At 40.9% G+C, this 17,812-nt stretch carries 18 protein-coding genes; 5 read left to right on the top strand and 13 right to left on the bottom strand.

The features are described 5' to 3' along the window. Window positions 1-192: 192 nt before the first annotated feature. Window positions 193-792 carry a 50S ribosomal protein L25 gene (locus AB4114_RS34590; RefSeq protein WP_441992484.1) on the top strand — a complete coding sequence of 200 codons (600 nt, stop codon included), beginning with the start codon at window positions 193-195 and terminating at the stop codon, window positions 790-792. A 411-nt stretch (window positions 793-1,203) separates the two neighbouring features. Here the strand turns inward: AB4114_RS34590 and AB4114_RS34595 are convergent, their stop codons facing one another. Then, on the bottom strand, window positions 1,204-2,130 hold the full coding sequence (locus AB4114_RS34595; RefSeq protein ID WP_441992485.1) for a helix-turn-helix transcriptional regulator: 927 nt from the start codon (window positions 2,128-2,130) through the stop codon (window positions 1,204-1,206). A gap of 101 nt (window positions 2,131-2,231) precedes the next feature. Here AB4114_RS34595 and AB4114_RS34600 point away from each other — a divergent pair, with 101 nt between their 5' ends. Continuing rightward, a complete protein-coding gene (locus AB4114_RS34600; RefSeq protein WP_441992486.1) occupies window positions 2,232-2,696 on the top strand; it encodes a VOC family protein in 465 nt (154 codons plus the stop codon). A gap of 256 nt (window positions 2,697-2,952) precedes the next feature. On the opposite strand, the gene AB4114_RS34605 is transcribed toward AB4114_RS34600, so the two are convergent. Then, window positions 2,953-3,711 carry a polysaccharide deacetylase family protein gene (locus tag AB4114_RS34605; protein ID WP_441992487.1) on the bottom strand — a complete coding sequence of 253 codons (759 nt, stop codon included), beginning with the start codon at window positions 3,709-3,711 and terminating at the stop codon, window positions 2,953-2,955. Window positions 3,712-3,885: 174 nt separating this feature from the next. Here AB4114_RS34605 and AB4114_RS34610 point away from each other — a divergent pair, with 174 nt between their 5' ends. Next, window positions 3,886-4,590 (top strand): DUF421 domain-containing protein, encoded by a 705-nt coding sequence (locus tag AB4114_RS34610; protein ID WP_441992488.1) that lies wholly within the window; start codon window positions 3,886-3,888, stop codon window positions 4,588-4,590. Between the two features lie 3 nt (window positions 4,591-4,593). Here AB4114_RS34610 and AB4114_RS34615 read toward each other — a convergent pair whose 3' ends face one another. Further along, window positions 4,594-4,758, bottom strand: a complete 165-nt coding sequence (locus AB4114_RS34615) for a hypothetical protein (protein WP_441992489.1) — start codon at window positions 4,756-4,758, stop codon at window positions 4,594-4,596. Between the two features lie 751 nt (window positions 4,759-5,509). After that, a complete protein-coding gene (locus AB4114_RS34620) occupies window positions 5,510-6,421 on the bottom strand; it encodes a CapA family protein (RefSeq protein ID WP_441992490.1) in 912 nt (303 codons plus the stop codon). A 102-nt stretch (window positions 6,422-6,523) separates the two neighbouring features. Here AB4114_RS34620 and AB4114_RS34625 point away from each other — a divergent pair, with 102 nt between their 5' ends. Then, window positions 6,524-6,733 (top strand): hypothetical protein, encoded by a 210-nt coding sequence (locus AB4114_RS34625; protein ID WP_441992491.1) that lies wholly within the window; start codon window positions 6,524-6,526, stop codon window positions 6,731-6,733. 197 nt (window positions 6,734-6,930) lie between these two features. Here AB4114_RS34625 and AB4114_RS34630 read toward each other — a convergent pair whose 3' ends face one another. The 8 genes from AB4114_RS34630 to zwf all read right to left on the bottom strand — a co-directional run bounded on the left by AB4114_RS34630 (window position 6,931) and on the right by zwf (window position 16,545). Beyond that, complete coding sequence (locus tag AB4114_RS34630) at window positions 6,931-7,137, bottom strand: ATP-binding cassette domain-containing protein (protein ID WP_441992492.1); 207 nt, start codon at window positions 7,135-7,137, stop codon at window positions 6,931-6,933. 186 nt (window positions 7,138-7,323) lie between these two features. Beyond that, window positions 7,324-8,616 carry a polysaccharide deacetylase family protein gene (locus tag AB4114_RS34635; RefSeq protein ID WP_441992493.1) on the bottom strand — a complete coding sequence of 431 codons (1,293 nt, stop codon included), beginning with the start codon at window positions 8,614-8,616 and terminating at the stop codon, window positions 7,324-7,326. A 249-nt stretch (window positions 8,617-8,865) separates the two neighbouring features. Continuing rightward, window positions 8,866-9,450, bottom strand: coding sequence for an undecaprenyl-diphosphatase (locus AB4114_RS34640; protein ID WP_441992494.1), 585 nt, complete (start codon window positions 9,448-9,450; stop codon window positions 8,866-8,868). A 322-nt stretch (window positions 9,451-9,772) separates the two neighbouring features. Beyond that, a complete protein-coding gene (locus AB4114_RS34645) occupies window positions 9,773-10,342 on the bottom strand; it encodes an SF0329 family protein (RefSeq protein WP_441992495.1) in 570 nt (189 codons plus the stop codon). 546 nt (window positions 10,343-10,888) lie between these two features. Then, window positions 10,889-12,310 carry an NADP-dependent phosphogluconate dehydrogenase gene (gene gndA, locus AB4114_RS34650; RefSeq protein WP_441992496.1) on the bottom strand — a complete coding sequence of 474 codons (1,422 nt, stop codon included), beginning with the start codon at window positions 12,308-12,310 and terminating at the stop codon, window positions 10,889-10,891. Between the two features lie 33 nt (window positions 12,311-12,343). Then, window positions 12,344-13,012, bottom strand: coding sequence for a fructose-6-phosphate aldolase (gene fsa / locus AB4114_RS34655; protein WP_441992497.1), 669 nt, complete (start codon window positions 13,010-13,012; stop codon window positions 12,344-12,346). Between the two features lie 55 nt (window positions 13,013-13,067). Next, window positions 13,068-15,062: a transketolase gene (tkt, locus tag AB4114_RS34660; RefSeq protein WP_441992498.1), complete on the bottom strand. Its 1,995-nt coding sequence runs from the start codon at window positions 15,060-15,062 to the stop codon at window positions 13,068-13,070. After that, window positions 15,046-16,545, bottom strand: coding sequence for a glucose-6-phosphate dehydrogenase (gene zwf, locus AB4114_RS34665; protein WP_441992499.1), 1,500 nt, complete (start codon window positions 16,543-16,545; stop codon window positions 15,046-15,048). The genes tkt and zwf overlap by 17 nt, the downstream gene beginning before the upstream one ends. Before the next feature lie 90 nt (window positions 16,546-16,635). On the opposite strand from zwf, the gene AB4114_RS34670 reads away from it, so the two are divergent. Continuing rightward, entirely contained in the window at window positions 16,636-17,514 is an 879-nt protein-coding gene (locus tag AB4114_RS34670) for a LysR family transcriptional regulator (protein WP_441992500.1), read from the top strand. Between the two features lie 13 nt (window positions 17,515-17,527). Here the strand turns inward: AB4114_RS34670 and AB4114_RS34675 are convergent. Then, a partial coding sequence (locus AB4114_RS34675; RefSeq protein ID WP_441992501.1) for a hypothetical protein occupies window positions 17,528-17,812 on the bottom strand: 285 nt, incomplete at its 5' end.

Below are 17,812 nucleotides of genomic sequence, written 5' to 3' on the forward strand. Positions count from 1 at the left end.
GGATTGAACTATACTTTCTCGTTAGTTTAACTCAAGAAACTCCAGACGATTACCGAAAGGATTGCAACTGAAAACCATCTACGTATTTAGATTCTGCAATCCAATAAAAGGTGATGTTTGAGCTTTCTCTGGATTGGGTATGTAATAATAGGGCTTTTAGCTGCTTTTATAATCGTTCAGGAGGTGTTCGTAATGAGTAATTCTATTCAACTATTAGACCGTACCTGTAAATTAAAACAGATGAGAAAGCAAGGGCAAATTCCGGCAGTCGTATACAGCAGCAGAATGAAAAACGAGCATGTAGCTGTTGAGGAGAAAGTAATCCGCTCCGCACTTAAAAGCAATGCGCACGCGATTCTGGAAGTCGTCCTGCCTTCCAAAAAAAAGCATCCCGTGATGATTCATCAAGTTCAAAAGGACAGTTTAAGCGGACAATTGATGCATATCGATTTTCTGCAAATTAATATGAAAAAGAAGCTTGAGACTGCTGTGGCCGTTCATTTCAGCGGAGAGCCCCTCGGCACCAAAGAAGGCGGCATGCTGCAGATTGAGATGCATGAGGTCCTGATTCGCTGTATGCCAAATAAGCTGCCAAGTTCATTGGATGTGGATATCAGCAAGCTGAGCATAGGCGACAAATTGCATGTTTCCGACTTGGTTGCGGGTAATGATGTAGATATTTTAACAGTTCCGGAAGCAATACTTGTCACCATCCTGGCAGCTCAGAAGCTTGATGAATCACTTGAGCCTGCAGCCGATGTCGCGGAAGGAGAAGGCAAGGTAGAAGTTTAATCAAGTAAGGAGCGACCCAGAAACGCCGCCTTCGATAAACGCTACCTGCAGCTCCGGAAATATCTCTAATACGCCTTCGAAAATAAAGCTGGTCATATGAGCCATGTAAGCTTGCGTACGGGCAGCGCGGTATTCAATATAGTAAGGCCGCAATTCCGGTAGCGGCTTCACATTCTATCGAGTAATTTGTCTGGTGACAAGAGAACCAATGAAGTATCTTAACGCATTAATAGCCAGTTTGGAAGAATATTATGCGAAATCTCGGGAAGGATTAAATTCTCCAATGCATACAGGGAGCAACTGCCGCAGCAGTGCTCCCTCTTTGTTAACTCAATCCACCTTTTAGAGTGCCGTTACCTTCTTTGAACTCTCATCTATCCGTTAACGCAGCGATTACCAACCATAAGCCTTTTAATCATTCAACAAATACGAATATTTCTCCAACATTCTATTTAAATAATTACGAAATTCTTCAACATATTTTTTGGGCTCTAAGATTTCTATATTTGTACCGAGGCTTGCTAAGAATTGAAAGCCAATACTATTCTGAGGAACATGGATGGTGGCTAAGAAATAGTCAGAACTATAGTTTTCAATACTCTTTCGACCGTACCTTTCAATGAATTGATCTTTTATGCTAGGCGAAATCAACGCCTTAATAGCGACTAGTTGCGGTTGATAACTTGCATCATGTTCTTGTTCCAATGAATAAACTCTAGGGTTAAATGTGTTTTCATCCATATGAAAATGATCGATCCTGGATAATTTAAATGTTCTATATCTCTGACGATGTAAACAGAATCCCTTCAAGTACCAGCTAGCTTCGCTAAAATGAAGCAAGTATGGCTCCACAATTCTATTTGTAGTGGTGCCATTTTTATCTATGTAATCAAATGAAACTAACTTTCTCTTTAATATCGATTCTTGGCATAATTTCAAGGTTTGAAGAATTTCAGACCGGCCCTCCCACTCATAAAAAGACAGATGGATTGRACCTTTCGGAGTCAATGGATTAACCATGGCTTCTATTTTTTTTATAGTCACTTCAACTTCTTTGCTAACTAGAATTTGTTCCAATCCGCCGAGCGCAGTCAATATATTCTCCAAGTCGGAGTTGCTTAAAAGGCGTTTATCAACCTTGTATTCATCCATCATACAATATCCGCCATTGATTCCATTGATAGAATAGATCGGGATGTTTGATAAACTCAGTGTTTCCATATCACGAAGAATCGTCCTTTTGGAAACATTAAATAATTGTGCGAATTCATTTGCAGTAACGACATTTTTTTTCAGCAAAATCATGATTATAGAAATTAATCTCTCAACCTTGTCCATACTTCCCCCTCTTCTTCTCTACTTCATCGAAGAACAGTGACATACTGCTGTCACCTTTTGTGGATTATACTACATTTATCACAAGAAGGAGGTAATATTTTATGTCAGCTATTACATATTTAAACTTTGATGGAATCGCAGAACAAGCGATTGAATTTTATTCGGAGGCTTTACATGCGATCGAGGTGAAAAAGGTAAAATTCAGCGATTTCCCCCAAGATCCAAACAATCCATTGCCAGAAAATGAATTAAATATGATCATGGAAGCTTCAATCGAATTTGCTTGTGGAAAAGTCATGATGTCAGATCTTCTGCCTTCAATGAAGGGTGTAACTGGCGAGTTAGTTAAAGGAAACAATATACTAATTAGTATCGTTATTGATGATAAACAAACATTGGAAAATTACTTTTCTAATTTGTCTGTAGGTGGTTATGTCATCATGCCGTTATCAGAGGTGCCTTGGTCTTCCTGCTTCGGAATGTTAGCTGATAAATTTGGTGTTGTATGGAAATTTAATAGTGACGCAGATAAGTTCCKTGATAAAGTTATTTCCAACAAACAGTAACTCGTTAAAAAATGGCCTGTTCAATTAAAGGCCATTTTTTTATTGCATTTAAGGTCAATTCCGACACGTCCTCGATACTTCCGTTGCCGAGTTCGCCACTATTAAACTCAAAGGGGCTATAGAGCAACAAAAAACTAGTGTGAATGTGGGTATGATTCCCGTAGTTCGAAGACTTATTCTTAAGGTATGCCAGTCTGCTTAAAGTTCTAAAGTAATTGAACGTTCAAATCACAACAATTCAAAGGATAAGTAAACGCTACTGAAATTGATAATGAAAAGAGTCCTTACTTAACACTTTAAAATGAAATCCTTGCTTAAGCAAACCTTCAATGATCGTAGGTAAAGCCTCGACCGTTGTTGTTTTCACTTTGACATCGTGCATCAATATAATAGCTTCTTTCTTATTTTTACTAGCACTTAGTACAGCATCGATGATCTCATTCTTTGGTTGAACGGTCCTAGCTGCATCGGTGGAACTCACATTCCAATCCATATAATCGTAGCCCTCCCTACTCATTTTATTTATTATGCGCGGCATAATATTGGGGCCCCCGAAATGTCGGCTAACAAGATTATTAGATCCACCTGGATAACGGAGCAAGTTCGACCTTACACCGATCGTTTGCTCCAACAGCCTTTCGAGCCGCTCTGTATCTTTGGAGAACGCCTGAACGGATTCATAAAGAGAATGATAGTTATGTGTGTAGGTATGGTTACCAATGACATGTCCATCTGCATGGATAAGTCGATATAACCGTTTTCCCTCGAGAGATGAATTTCCGATCACAAAAAATGTTGCATGAACGTTATATCTGCGTAAAATTTGTAAGATTCGTTCTGTATTCTCGGAAGGCCCGTCATCAAAGGTCAAATAGGCATTTTTGGGCCATTGCGGATCACTTAAAACAGGATGTGAAACATACATTGCGTGATCTGTTGGATTCTGACAACAAGTAAGCGTTGCTAAAATAAGAAAAGCTACAATTGCCTTGAATTCTAAACGTTTCTTATACATGGATACATCCCCCTTAAAAGGATTTGATCCTAGTATGATTGATCGGTATGTTGTCTAGTCTTCCATTATATGGATCGAATATCCTTTAATAAATTATTATTGTCCACGTGTATTTTTTTTCTAGGAAATGAAAAAATAACAACGTACTCATATGAGCATGGGAGGATAGTTGATATGTTGTTGGAAACAATTCTCCGGACGGTGGTTGCTTTCGTACTTATTATGTTAATCACGCGAGTTCTCGGAAAACACACGATAGCGCGAATGACTTACAATGATTTTGTCGCTTCAATCACACTAGGGGCCATAATCGGTAATTTAGCCTTTAATACTCACTTGAAGACTTGGAATCTTATCACTTCATTTTTGATCTTCAGTGGCATAGCCTATCTCATCTCTGTTATTTCCTTGAAGAGCCGCAAAATCAGAAAATGGTTTGCCGGAAAACCGACAGTCGTGATCGAAAATGGAAAAATTTTGGAACAGAACTTAAGAAAAATTCAATTTACACTCGACACTTTAAATCAAGAATTGCGAGAAAAGGACATTTTTGATATCGAAGAAGTACAATATGCCATCTTAGAGCTTAACGGGAAACTATCGGTGCTCAAAAAGCCAGAATATCGTCCCCTTATACAAAAGGATTTGCATTTGCCAAACACAACAAAGATCCAGTTTCCTGTTGAACTAGTTATGGATGGAAAGATTATGGCAGATAATTTACAGCAAATTGGTTTATCGAAAGAATGGCTATCAAAGCAGCTACAGCAGCTCGGTGTTACAGCAGAAGAAGTCTGTTACGCTATCAGAGGAACGCAAGGTAAACTATTTATTGATCTATATCAGGATCAAATCCTGCATCCAATTGATCAGGAGTAATCGTCATTCAAAGAAGTTAGTTTTAACTTCAATAGCATTAAAGAGAAATGGCTCTCCATTTAAGTAATTGTTTATAATAGCTAGGGCGTATGGTTGTTCTGCTTTCAGTCCCTCGGTTTCCCTAGGATCAGGGGCATGGTGACAATAATTTTCAATCATCACCATCACCGCAAACCCTTCTAACACTGTAAACCAATTACCTTCTAGTTTCCTAATACTCTCGTAACCCTTGATGACTAACTCTCTTTGTGCGGGAGCCCCATCCGATCGATTTTGGAAGATGTGGGTTTGGATATTTCCTTTATGATATAGCACATACAATTCTAGGGCTTTATATTTCTATCTTTATGAAGAGTAACCATCCATGAGGATATTTGCTCAGCGGCTGATAAATACAAGTTGTATTCAGTTTCACTCAAGAAGCGATTGTAATATCTCGTTAAACGAGTAATCGCTTGCCTAAAACTATGCTCGCCCCAAGTAGGATTAAATCCGAACGATCGCTGCCATGACTTCCAACTATCCATAATATGGATAAGCAACTTCTTAATTTCATCCAAGTTCTCTGAGGCGCTTAACCGCTCATGCCAGCTAAACTCTTGCGCATAACTAGCCAATTCCGAATGGATCTCAACGGCAACGAAGGTTGCTTGTTTGCTTTAGCTGCTATTTTATTTATTTTGCTCGTATTTTGGATATTGCCTCCATGGGTTTTTGTGATCGCTGGTGCAATAAGAGGAATACTTGTTAGTTGAAAATACATCAAGAGGTAAGGGGATATTCCCCTTACCTCTTCCCACGCGTACGGCTTTAACTTAAATGCTTCCTCACGTCACCACGCTATTCTGCACGTTACTTGAGGTAAGGCAACCAATCCACTAGGCTAGCTACTTGATGATTTCCCTTCAATGTACGAGCCTTAATTCGGCACAACCCGATATACTTTTTTCTTCCCTACTTTTTGCAAAATGCGGGTTGGCACAGATGATATTTTCAACACATCCGTTATCCCTTTTGCATTTTTCGTTAAGGTTAGCATCAAGATTGTTCCTCGCAGTCTAGCGGTATGCCGGGGAATTTCGGTGGAAACGAAATTCCCTAGAGAGGACGCCGCTACCCGATTTCTAGTGAGTCCGTCGATGTCTTTCACCTTAAACATTCTTATCGGATGCAGCACATGTGGATGCGCTCCCAACACTACATTCACACCATTTTTAAACAACACCTGCATGAGCTGGATTTGGTTGCGGTCGGGATAAGTTCGAAATTCTTTCCCGAAATGTAGACAGGCGATGATAAAATCTGTTCTACTCTTCAAGCTGCGGACGTCCGCTATTATTTTTTTCTGATCTAGTCGATTAACTAACCGCGGCTCCGGGACTGGGATCCCGTTCGTTCCTTTCGTATAAGCCAATATTCCAATTTTTATTCCCTTTACGTTAACAATCAGTTTCTGGCGGGCATCCCGAGAGGAGCGATACGTGCCAGTATGTCGCAGACCGTGTCGATCGAGGACGTTTAATGTCCGCCTCAAACCGGATAGTTTCCCGTCCATACAATGGTTATTGGCTGTGCCTAATACATTGAAGCCCAAGTTCCGGAGCGCAGCAGCGAATTTGTCCGGGGAGTTGAACAACAGTTTTCCGGGCTCTTCGCGGAAATTGTTGCCGGAAAAGGTCGTCTCCAGATTACCAATAGTTAAATCGGATTTCCGCAGATAGGGTTTCACTTTTGAAAATATAGGGACGAATCCGCTTTCACGTGCGGCCGAGGCGATCATCTGCTTTTTCATCAACAAATCCCCGACTGCTGCGATTGTAATTTGTATCAATCCAGCCACTCCTTTCATGGTTACACCATATGCGATAGAAAAGCAAAATGCTTGTAAGTTGGGCACCCTCGGTACCGCCAAAAAGCCCAAGCCTGGATAGGCTTGAGCTTTCATGATACGAACACTCGCACGAACCAAGAAGTAATAGAATGGATTCTTCAGAAGATCAATGAGATCGAGCGCATGAAGGACGAATACGATCATATGCTTGTAACGTTGAATTGGATGCTGACATACAGGAAACTGCTGAATGAAGATCCACAGCAAGCTGAGGCTCTGATGGCTGAATTACGTCTTAGATTTAACATCTAACCGGGTAATCGTGAAAAAGCTCTTTGGACGTAATTTCCGTCACAAAAAGCCTCATTTTCTTGGATCGGGATTTGGAACAAATTCGTCAATATCCCCACCTATTAATTATCGTTGTATGGAGTACCTTCAATTAACTTTCAGTTCCGCTTATTCTAACGGCTGACTAACGAGCATGTAATAAAGACCTTTTTCCAGCATTAGCTGCTCATGCTTGGCGCATATAGCTTAAGCAGTAAATTCGCCAAGGTCGATTTTCCTGACCCGCTTCGACCGACAGTTACAGTCGTTTGGCCTGGTGCCATGTCGAACGTAATGTTCTGCAGAATATTCTTCCCGTCAGAATGATAGCGAAACGATACGCGTTTAAAAATAATCGCCCCCGTAAGCTTCAGCAGCGCTGTCATGTCCTCGAAGGTGTCTAATGCGAGAACAACCTTCTGATTCAGCGCTTTTTCCCTCAGGATGCCATGGCATAGCTCTAGAAGCGCCTGTCAACATTTCTCCGCATACCAAAAAGCAGATACCATGTGACCAGTACCTGCCTCATTAAAGCAAAGCTATTGGACCCTGTCTGTTTGATACAAATCATCCTAACTGATCGGAAGCGCATGTTCCGAGATTGCTATTAGTTCCACAGAACCCGCGTACTTCTTATAGAGCTCCTGCGTAGAAATAGTGGCAATTTTCGGAGACAATAGTTCACTTTTCATTTTTAATCGATCTCTTCCGTTTGGATGCAGAAGGTAAAGTAACAACTTTAAATAAAACTGTGTAACTCTGCTAAATATACCTTTTGGTAGTTCTGTCAAGGTAAAGCCTAATTGTTTAGAACCTCTATGTATCATAGTGATTCCGTAAATTGCTTTAACCTTTTCAGGTATGAATTGAACATGTTGTGTGAGCGTGGGCATAAAGCTCTTTACAGCCTGTTTCATTTGTACAGCAAGTTGAAACAAAGAGTCAGATTCGGTAATCAATTGATGTAGTTTCTCATTATTAAAATGAAGTTCAATAACCAGATCTCCGGAATTCAGCTCTTCCCCACTTCCCAATTGGATCGTTTTCCCGTGATATTTGCGTACACGGCTATAGAAAATTTGATTATCAACGTCAATTGGCCGAATATTGAATAGCCAATGGAAAACACGCTCCCATTTTAACCAGATGAAAATGAGAAATTTCTTTGTACGCCGACCAGGTGCTCGCTTTTTAAATTGAAGTAAATGCAAATAAGTATCTATGCGTAGAAAGGTAACCCTTCGCTGTGTGCAGATTTCAAGGAAAGCATCGAGGGCATCCAACATATAATGTGGAGCATCTCTATTCGCCCCAAAAGTCTGCCCACTGTCATGAAGCACGATAATATGATTGGATTGTAGTTCGGCTAGTAACTTTGATTTTATTCGCTCAGTGCCTCCATGGCTTCTCCAATCTTTGACCATTAATGACCAGAAGACCAAACGAAATCGATGTACTAAAAATAAGTCAAAGACATTAATTATACCCCAAGGAGGACGATAATATATCGGTGTTACCCCAATAATGTTCTCAATCGCCGCTACAGAATCTTTCAATTGCTTTCGAACTTTTTGTGGCGTCATAAATGCGTTCGTCCAATGGACATAATTATGAATGCCAATCAGATGACCTTCGTGGTGAATACGTTGGATGAGCTCTGGATACTTCTCTGCTTTAGACCCAAGTACAAAGAAAGTAGCTATGATCTGATATTTGGAGAGAATATCCAACAATTGCGGTGTAAAATCTGGATCAGGACCATCGTCAAAGGTTAGTGCTATGCCGTCCCTGGTCACTTTCTTTTTGTACACCCATAAACCAAGTAAACGAACTGTTAGAGTAGGCAAAATTGTATATAGAAGCAATACTAAGAAAATGCTCCATAACAATGGTTGCAAGCCAATCACATTCTTTCTAGAGAGAGATCAATTATACGATAACTGATAAAGGCAATACTTTTTCAGAAAAATAAGTTGTATTATGTTAGTTTACACTGCCTGGTACTTCGGTATTACAAATATTTCGAAAATTAATCTCATCATAATAATTATTATATTTAAGTTATTGTGGACTTATCTAAGAACTAAATATTAAGTTATTCTTAAGTTAGTCTGTTAAGGTTTCCATACCTTATGTTCAATGAATTCATAAAGACGGATGAAGGAAACCGAAAACTCTTCCAACACTCGCTGACGCATAGTCTTATTAACGATGATTCCTATGACAGTACCAGAAATCGCGCCTCCTACTATATCCAATGGATAGTGAATCCCAGACCATATCCGGGACAATCCGATGATCGCGGCAAGAACGAACCAAATCCGTCCTTCTTTTCGGCGCCAAAGCCAAATGGAGGACGCTACCGCAAAAGCTGCAGCTGCATGATTACTGGGAAAAGAAGCTGATGCATCGTGTTGAACTAATTGGATGACATGATGAGCCACGAACGGACGATCCCGATGATAAATCGCACCAATAATGTTATTGATTCCTAATGCTATGCCGGCTGAAAGGAGTGTATTCACTACCATTTTCCGATTATCCGGGGTTCGAATAAACCAATAAACAATAACGCCTAAGTAGAATACATAATCTAAATTGTTGGCAAAGAATGCGACCAGAGGATTCAAAGCAGAAAACCTATCGGCAAAGTGATTAATCGTTTGAAACCATTGGTAGTCTAATTGAGCTAAATTCATAAGTAACTCCTTCAATCATTATTTTAATCTGGTTGCAAGCTTACTAAAGCAAGATTAAAAACAGATGAGGAAACTGTGTTTGCGATTCAAAAAAAAACCAGGACATCCCTAGGAATGTCCTGAATCTTTACAGCGATAATCTTCTTTTTGCTGTTTTAATCCTTCCATAACTATTTCAATATTGTCTTTGAGGCCTGGATACAAGTATTGCGGTGCGGAACGTTTGACAGGCGATTGAAGAAAAGAACTCCTTTCGGAGTCCTCTTCGACGGTGAATAGATTGATGGTACCTTTGCCCTCCCGTTTGGAGGAAAGTGAGTTATTAATTTTCATATGTACGAAGTCTTAGTTCAAAGAAATACTGTACAATTGGATGCTTCAACTTCATCTTCTCGGTCATGTTTAAAATTCGCTTTTTTCCAACTCGTCTGTCAACCAAAGCTAGAATATTCAATAAGATATCATTGCTCTCTATACTTTCCTCTATTGAACTGGATAAAAACTTATTAGCTATGACGACGAAATTTGATTTACTTAATGATGACTGTGCTAACAAAAGCTCTTTTGCATATTCCGATATTTTTCTACTTCTTGCTATTACTTTTAAACGATCCTCCGGAACACTCCCTTTCGTATCTTTTCTGACTGCTTCGATTTCTTCATTGTTAATAGGAATCTGGATATCTGAATCATTCTTAATTTCCAACTCCGTCTGATACCATCTGATTAAGGTATTACTCATGTTGAGTACGTTCTTTTTATCTACCGCAATATAACAAAGTCCTGCTTTATCTGGTAAATAGCGGTAGCTCGTTGAAAGGTATTCGACCCTTCCAAATAGCGCTGGACTGAGAAAGCTCTCCAGTTGTTGTTTCAATTTGCTCCAGGCCATGTTATCCTCCTTTGTTTTATTTTATAAATCAACCATCGAGGCACTCGTTCTAATATCCATAATACAATAACCAACACAACAGTCAAAAAACAACCTTAAACCCAATCCTCCCTCCTCTATATTTGAGAATGTACTAGAACTCGTATTTAAGCATGGTATGTTTGCATTGTAAGTTCATTTTTAGAAACTCAGTTTCAAACAATGAAACATTTGGGGATTGATGAAATGGATACGAAGGAACAGGTGAAAGCCCAATTTGGAGCTAACGCTTCTCATAATGTCGCTAGCCCAAATCATGCTAAACTTGCCAGAAGCGGATCGGCAACAGCTTAAGGTCCGTAGCGAGAACGGCAAACTACTCAGCTTCGAGGGAAGCTACATGATGTTGAAAGCACGGAAGGCTTAAATCGTCTAGTTAGTGTACTCCGCGAGGTTGGTGAATCAAGTCATTCTCAGTGCTTAAGTTGCACAACAAAAAGCCGCGTATTTGGTATTCCCTCATACCAAATACGCGGCTAAACGGTAATTCTGTTTTAAACCTTAAATTTATTCTTCGTTATTTTCCATCCATTGAAAATGAAAACTTCCCACTTTATCAATTCGCTCGAACGTATGCGCTCCAAAATAATCTCTTTGTGCTTGTAGCAAATTAGCCGGCAATCGCTCTGTACGATAGCTGTCGTAATATGCTAGAGCGGAAGCAAACCCAGGAACGGGTATCCCTCTCGTTACGGCAATCGCAATTACTTTTCTCCAAGCACCTTGATAGTTAGTAACGATTTCACCGAAATATCCATCTAATAACAGGTTTTTCAGAGCTGGATCCCGATCATAAGCGTCTTTTATATTTTGTAAAAATCTTGCACGAATAATACAGCCTCCGCGGAAAATCATCGCAATGCTGCCATAGTTCAGATTCCAATTATATTCATCGGAAGCAGCTCTCATTTGAGCAAAGCCTTGTGCATAGGAAGCAATTTTACTGGCGTACAAAGCTTGGCGAACGGCTTCGATGAACGCCTTAGGTTCTCCATCGAAGCTTGATACCGCTGGTCCACTAAGTCGTTTGCTCGCCGCTACACGTTCTTCTTTCATAGCCGAGATGAACCGCGCGAACACGGATTCAGTAATAATGGACAATGGAACGCCTAAATCCAATGCACTTTGACTTGTCCATTTTCCGGTACCTTTTTGTCCGGCCGAATCGAGAATGACATCTACCATCGGTTTGCCTGTATCCGGATCTATCTTCGAGAAAATATCAGCCGTGATTTCCATTAAATAACTATCCAGCTCACCATTGTTCCATTCGGTGAAAATCTCATGAAGCTCACTAGTAGTTAAGTTCAGTACATCCTTTAGCAAGTGATACGCTTCGCCTATGAGCTGCATATCTCCGTATTCGATCCCATTGTGTACCATTTTGACATAATGACCAGCTCCATCTTCTCCGATATACGTCGAGCATGGATCGCCATTCACTTTTGCCGAAATTGCAGTCAAGATAGGCTCAACAAGTTCATACGCGTCCTTTTGGCCGCCTGGCATAATCGCCGGACCATTCAGGGCTCCCTCCTCACCGCCTGAAACACCTGCACCGATAAAGCGGAATCCTTTCGCTTGTAGATCCTTATTCCTTCTTTGTGTATCTGGGAAAAAGGCATTGCCACCGTCGATGAGTATATCCCCTTGACTAAGGTAAGGGACAAGCTGATCAATAGTATCATCTGTTGGTTTTCCCGCTTTTACCATAATTAATATTTTACGCGGCGTTTCAAGCGATTGGACGAATTCTTCCATACTATATGTGCCTATAAAATTCTTGCCTTGCGCTTCCTCCACTAACTCCTTCGTTTTCTCGGGAGAACGGTTATACAAAGCTACCGAGAAGCCTTTACTTTCAATATTCAAAGCTAAATTCTTCCCCATTACGGCTAATCCAACGACGCCAATTTGCTGTTTATTCATTGTTAGTACCTCCCCGAATGATCTGATGTCTAATCAGCCTTTAACTGCTTTTTTCCAATCTGCCGCGAATTTCTCAAGCCCTTGATCCGTTAAGGGATGCTTGGAAATTTGTTCAATGACGCTGAACGGCACCGTTGCAATATGTGCGCCTGCCATGGCTACACGTGTGACATGATCGGGATGACGAACAGATGCGGCGATGATTTGTGCATCTAAGTTATGAATTCGGAATAGCTCAGCAATCTTGACGACAAGTTGTACGCCGTCTTCGGATATATCATCAAGACGACCTAAGAATGGCGAAACATAGGTAGCACCAGCTCGAGCAGCCAATAAGGCTTGATTTACGGTGAAGATCAAAGTCACGTTTGTTTTGATACCCTTATCGGTTAAATAACGGCAAGCTTCTAAGCCATCCAATGTCATTGGTAATTTAATCGTAATGTTCTTATCGTAATTGTTAATCTTGATAAGCTCTTCCGCTTGAGCAATCATTTCTTCAGCCGTTTCGGCATCTGGCGTAACTTCTGCCGATACGGATTCGACTTTAGGCACTAATTTCAAAATTTCTTCGATGCGATCCTCGAATTTCACGCCTTCTTTGGCTACCAAGGATGGGTTAGTCGTCACTCCAGACAGAACTCCAACTTTATATGCTTTCTTGATATCCGCTACATTTGCGCTGTCGATGAAAAGTTTCATAATAAATTACCTCCATAAATTTAAGTTAGTTTTTGAACTGTGAGCCAGTTGGTCATTACGAATGACTTAGAAGCTCTTTCGATAAACGAACGACGTTATCTACAGAGAATCCGAAATATGCCATGACATCAGRTCCTGAGCCCGATGCACCAAAAGTTTGGATCGCGATCATTTGTCCTTGCGGACCAACATAACGCTCCCACCCCATTGAAATACCAGCTTCAATTGATATGCGTTTGGTGACGGAAGCAGGAAGAACGGTTTCTTTATAAGCAGCTGTCTGACGTTCAAAAATTTCCATACTAGGCATGGCTACGACTCTGACAGATAGTTGATCCTTCTCTAACTCTTGTTTCGCATTCACAGCCAAGGAAACTTCGGATCCGGTACTGATCAGAATAAGATCTGGACGATCGTTGGTTTCCGTTAAAATATAGGCGCCCTTCTTCACCTCTTCCAAATTTGTTTTCGTTGCACTGTAAACGGGAAGGTTTTGTCTACTTAGCACAAGTGCTACCGGCCCATTCTTGTTCTGCAAAGCATACGCCCATGCGCTCGCTGTCTCGTTGGCATCGCTCGGCCGAATAACTGTTAGGCCGGGAATCGTCCTCAGAGCAGCCAAGTGCTCCACAGGCTCATGCGTCGGGCCATCCTCGCCAACTGCAATCGAATCATGCGTGAATACATAAATAACAGGCAGTTTCTGCAAGGCAGCCAATCGAATGGAAGGTCGCAGATAATCACTAAATACGAAGAAGGTACTTACAAAAGGGATAACGCCGCCATGCAAGGCCATGCCGTTACCTGCCGCACTCATCGCGTGCTCACGTACCCCGAAATATACATTTCGTCCTTCATAGGAGCCTGCACCGAAAGTTTTTTCTCCAATGATATCTGTCATCGTCGAATGCGATAAATCGGCGCTTCCACCGAACAAAGAAGGTACATGTTTCAAAAAATGATTAATCGAATTCCCACTGGCTACACGTGTGGAAATGGTTTTCGAATCATCAAATGTTAGGATATCCGAAGCTTCAATCAGGACTTTCCCTTCTATGGCATTCTCAAGTTCTAGTCCAAGCTCTGGATACGACGTTTTATATGAAACGATCAGTTGATTCCATTCATCTTCCTTAGCATGTCCGAGAAGCTTCAAATGATCAAAGTGAGCTTGTACATCGTCAGGAACAGTGAATTCATCATGCTGCCAACCATAGAATTCTTTAGTCGCTTTGGCTTCTTCGGCCCCGAGTGGGTTACCATGTGCTTTATTTGTTCCTGCAACTTTAGGGCTTCCATACCCAATGATCGTTCTTATTTCGATTAAAGCAGGTCTCGTGGTATCTTGCTTTGCAAGTTCGATCGCTTTCGTGATTTCAGCGATGTCATTGCCATCCTCAACTCGCAAGTATTGCCAATTCGCAGACTCTGCTCGTAACTTTGCCTGATCGGAATACGAAACATTAAGTGCTCCATCTAAGGAAATATCATTGGAATCATATAAAACGATCAATTTATCCAGCTTCATATGTCCAGCCATCGACATCGCTTCGTAGGAGATGCCCTCCATCAGGCAGCCGTCTCCAACAAGTGCATACGTATAATGGTCAATGACCGGGAAGGTATCTTTGTTAAATTTCGCGGCCAAATGCGCTTCAGCCATTGCCATCCCTACAGCCATCGCAATCCCTTGTCCTAAAGGACCTGTCGTTGCGTCAACACCATCTGTATGCCCATATTCCGGGTGGCCTGGCGTTTTACTTTCAAGTTTACGAAATTGTTTTAGATCATCTATCGACACCTGATACCCCGATACATGCAGCAAACTATAGAGAAGTGCTGAGCCGTGTCCCGCGGACAAAACGAATCGATCGCGATTAAACCATTTGGCGTGGAATGGATTATGTTTTAAATGTTTTGCCCATAATGCGTAGGCCATCGGGGCTGCTCCCATCGGCAGTCCAGGATGTCCCGAATTTGCTCTGTTGATCGCATCGATCGATAAAGTTCGAATCGTGTTCACGGATAGTTGATCAATTGGTGTATTCATAAGTATAGGACTCTCCTTTGGTTGCATCGTTATTTGATACTTTTTTTGAATCGAACCACCAATGGAAGCCGTCTCTCTCAAGCAATCCATTAGCTTCTTGCGGTCCGTATGATCCTGCTGGGTAGATATGAAGCGGGATCAGATTATCTTGATAAGCGTCTAAGATAGGCTGTACCCATTCCCATGACAATTCCACTTCATTCCAATGGGTAAAGTAGGTTTTATCGCCAAGTAACACATCATGAATGAGTGTTTCATAGGCATCCTTAACGTTTACTCCTTTTTTCATGAAGCTTAGTTGGCTTCTGAGCGATGTTTCAACGTCTGTAAACTCCAGATCCGATTGACTTTTAAGAAAGTAAATGCCTTCCTCGGGACCAATTTCTATGATCAAGAGATCCTTTATAGGGCCCTGGGATATAAATTCGATAACAATTCGCGTCGCTTTCTCTTTCAGCCGCTTTCCTGTACGAATGTAGATGGGCGTGTCCTTCCAGAACGGATCATCAACTCGCAGTCTAGCTGCGATGAAAGTATCATTTTGAGAATCCAAAGCTATTCCAGCCTCATCTCTATAACCGACAACCTGCTCCCCTTTTATCACCCCTGAAGCATATTGACCACGAACCACATGTTGCGTAACATCGATTTTATTTAATGGCATTAACGACTTCATGATTTTACTTTTAAGATTTCCAACCTCATCTACTGAACTTCGCTTCGGAAACTCGATAGTTAACATCATTAATAATTGAAGCATATGATTCTGAAACATATCGCGGATGGCGCCTGCATGATCGTAGTAGCCAGCTCTTTCTTCCACACCCAAGGTTTCAATTGCGGAAATTTGTACACTGGCAATCGTACGTGTTCTTAAATCCTGCTCCGTAAGAGTTGACTGAAGTAGTTGACCCATTTGCTGGACCATAGGCTTGCCTAAATAATGATCAATTCGATAAATGTCAGATTCATCAAATGCTTGGTTCAACGTATGATTTAATTGTCTTGCCGATTCCAAGTCATGGCCGAAAGGCTTCTCGATCACCAGACGCTTCCAGCCATCAGCTGAACCAAGCCTGCTTTCATGAATATTTGTTGYAATTGTCTCAAAGAATTCAGGTCCTACAGACAAATAAAACATGCGATTCGGCATTATGTTAAGCTCAGCTTCCCGATCTTCAACCAGCTTCAGCAGCTTTGTGTAATCTTCTTTACGGTCAACATCTAGAACATGATACTGAAATGAATTCAGGAATTTTTTGATCCTAACAGCATCTTTCACATCACTTCGGGAAAAAGTAAGAAGGGAATGTTCTACATTGGCCTGAAATGATTTATGAGTTAGTTCCCTTCTTCCAAGACCAATTAATGAAAAGGATGAAGGTAGTTTCTGATCGATGTACAATTGATATAAGGCTGGGTAAATCTTTCTTTTGGCTAAATCACCTGTAGCTCCGAACAAAACAAATGTTACTGGCTCCAATTTAATCTCTCCTTTACTGGTTTCTTTGTCGTTGCTCCACTATAATGTTTGATATATCTATTAAATCAATCTAGGAGCTAGCCTCATTTTATGAACAATAATTACGAATTGTATAAAGTTTTCTATTGGGCTGCGAAGACCGGTAGCTTAACACAGGCTGCTAAAGTCTTATACCTCACCCAACCGAGCGTTAGCCACGCCATTAAACAACTCGAAGACAGCTTTGGTATGACATTGTTTTACCGTAATTCCAAAGGCGTAATGCTAACTCATGAAGGTGAAGTTCTGTATTCCTACATAGAGAAGTCCCAAATTCTTATATCGCTAGCTGAAAAGCAAATGGCCGCGCTTAAAAATTTAGATAGTGGCGAACTACGGATCGGCGGAAGCGATTCACTGTTTAAGCATTACATTCTTCAATACTTGGAAAAATTTCATAAACAATATCCCAGCATTCGACTTCATCTTAATCACGGAACAACACCTGAGATCATTGCTCTTTTAAAAGAAGGCGAAATTGATTTGGGTGTCGTTCGTATGCCAATTGCAGATCCCCAACTTGAAGTAAGGGAAAGCTTACAGCTTCAAGACTGCTTTGTAGCAGGAAATCTATATTCCGAGCTTCAAAATGTAGTACTATCTTTGGATATGTTACTTCAATATCCACTCATTCTATTCTCGCGAAATAGTCGGGCAAGAATGGCCATTACGGAAGTGTTTCAAAGTTATGGTCATCAACTCAAACCCGAAATTGAGGTTGGAAGTGTGGATCTTCTTATTGAGTTAGCGCGTAAAGGACTTGGAATTTCTTATGTGACCAGAGAATTTGTATCCAAAGAACTCGAAGAAGGTACGCTCTTCGAAATTCAATTAGACGTGCCGATTCCACCATCGCATGTAKGGATTATGATTATGCGCAACATGCCAATTTCAGGCGCGGTCGAAAAATTTATTGAAATGGTTCACTAAAGGGAATCTCGTATCACGCAGATATTTCTGATAACCAACCAACTGCATTGTGAATATCTTCAAAATCATGATAACGTAATTCAGTTGTATTTTTTTCAATAGATTGTCTCATATCGTCACTAGTAATCGTATTCTCTGGACTCACAGTAGCCGTGTATTGAATGCCCGCATTTAGGAGTTTTGGCAACCATTCTGAGGATAACCAGACAGCGTCTTCTGCCAAAACGATACTTGGACTTTTATCAATCAATACTTTTTTTGCTTTTTTTATAACTGCAAGTTCAATGAGTTTATTAAG

Origin of the sequence: Paenibacillus sp. 2RAB27 (assembly GCF_052115445.1) — a bacterium.
Classification (GTDB): Bacteria; Bacillota; Bacilli; order Paenibacillales; family NBRC-103111; genus Paenibacillus_E.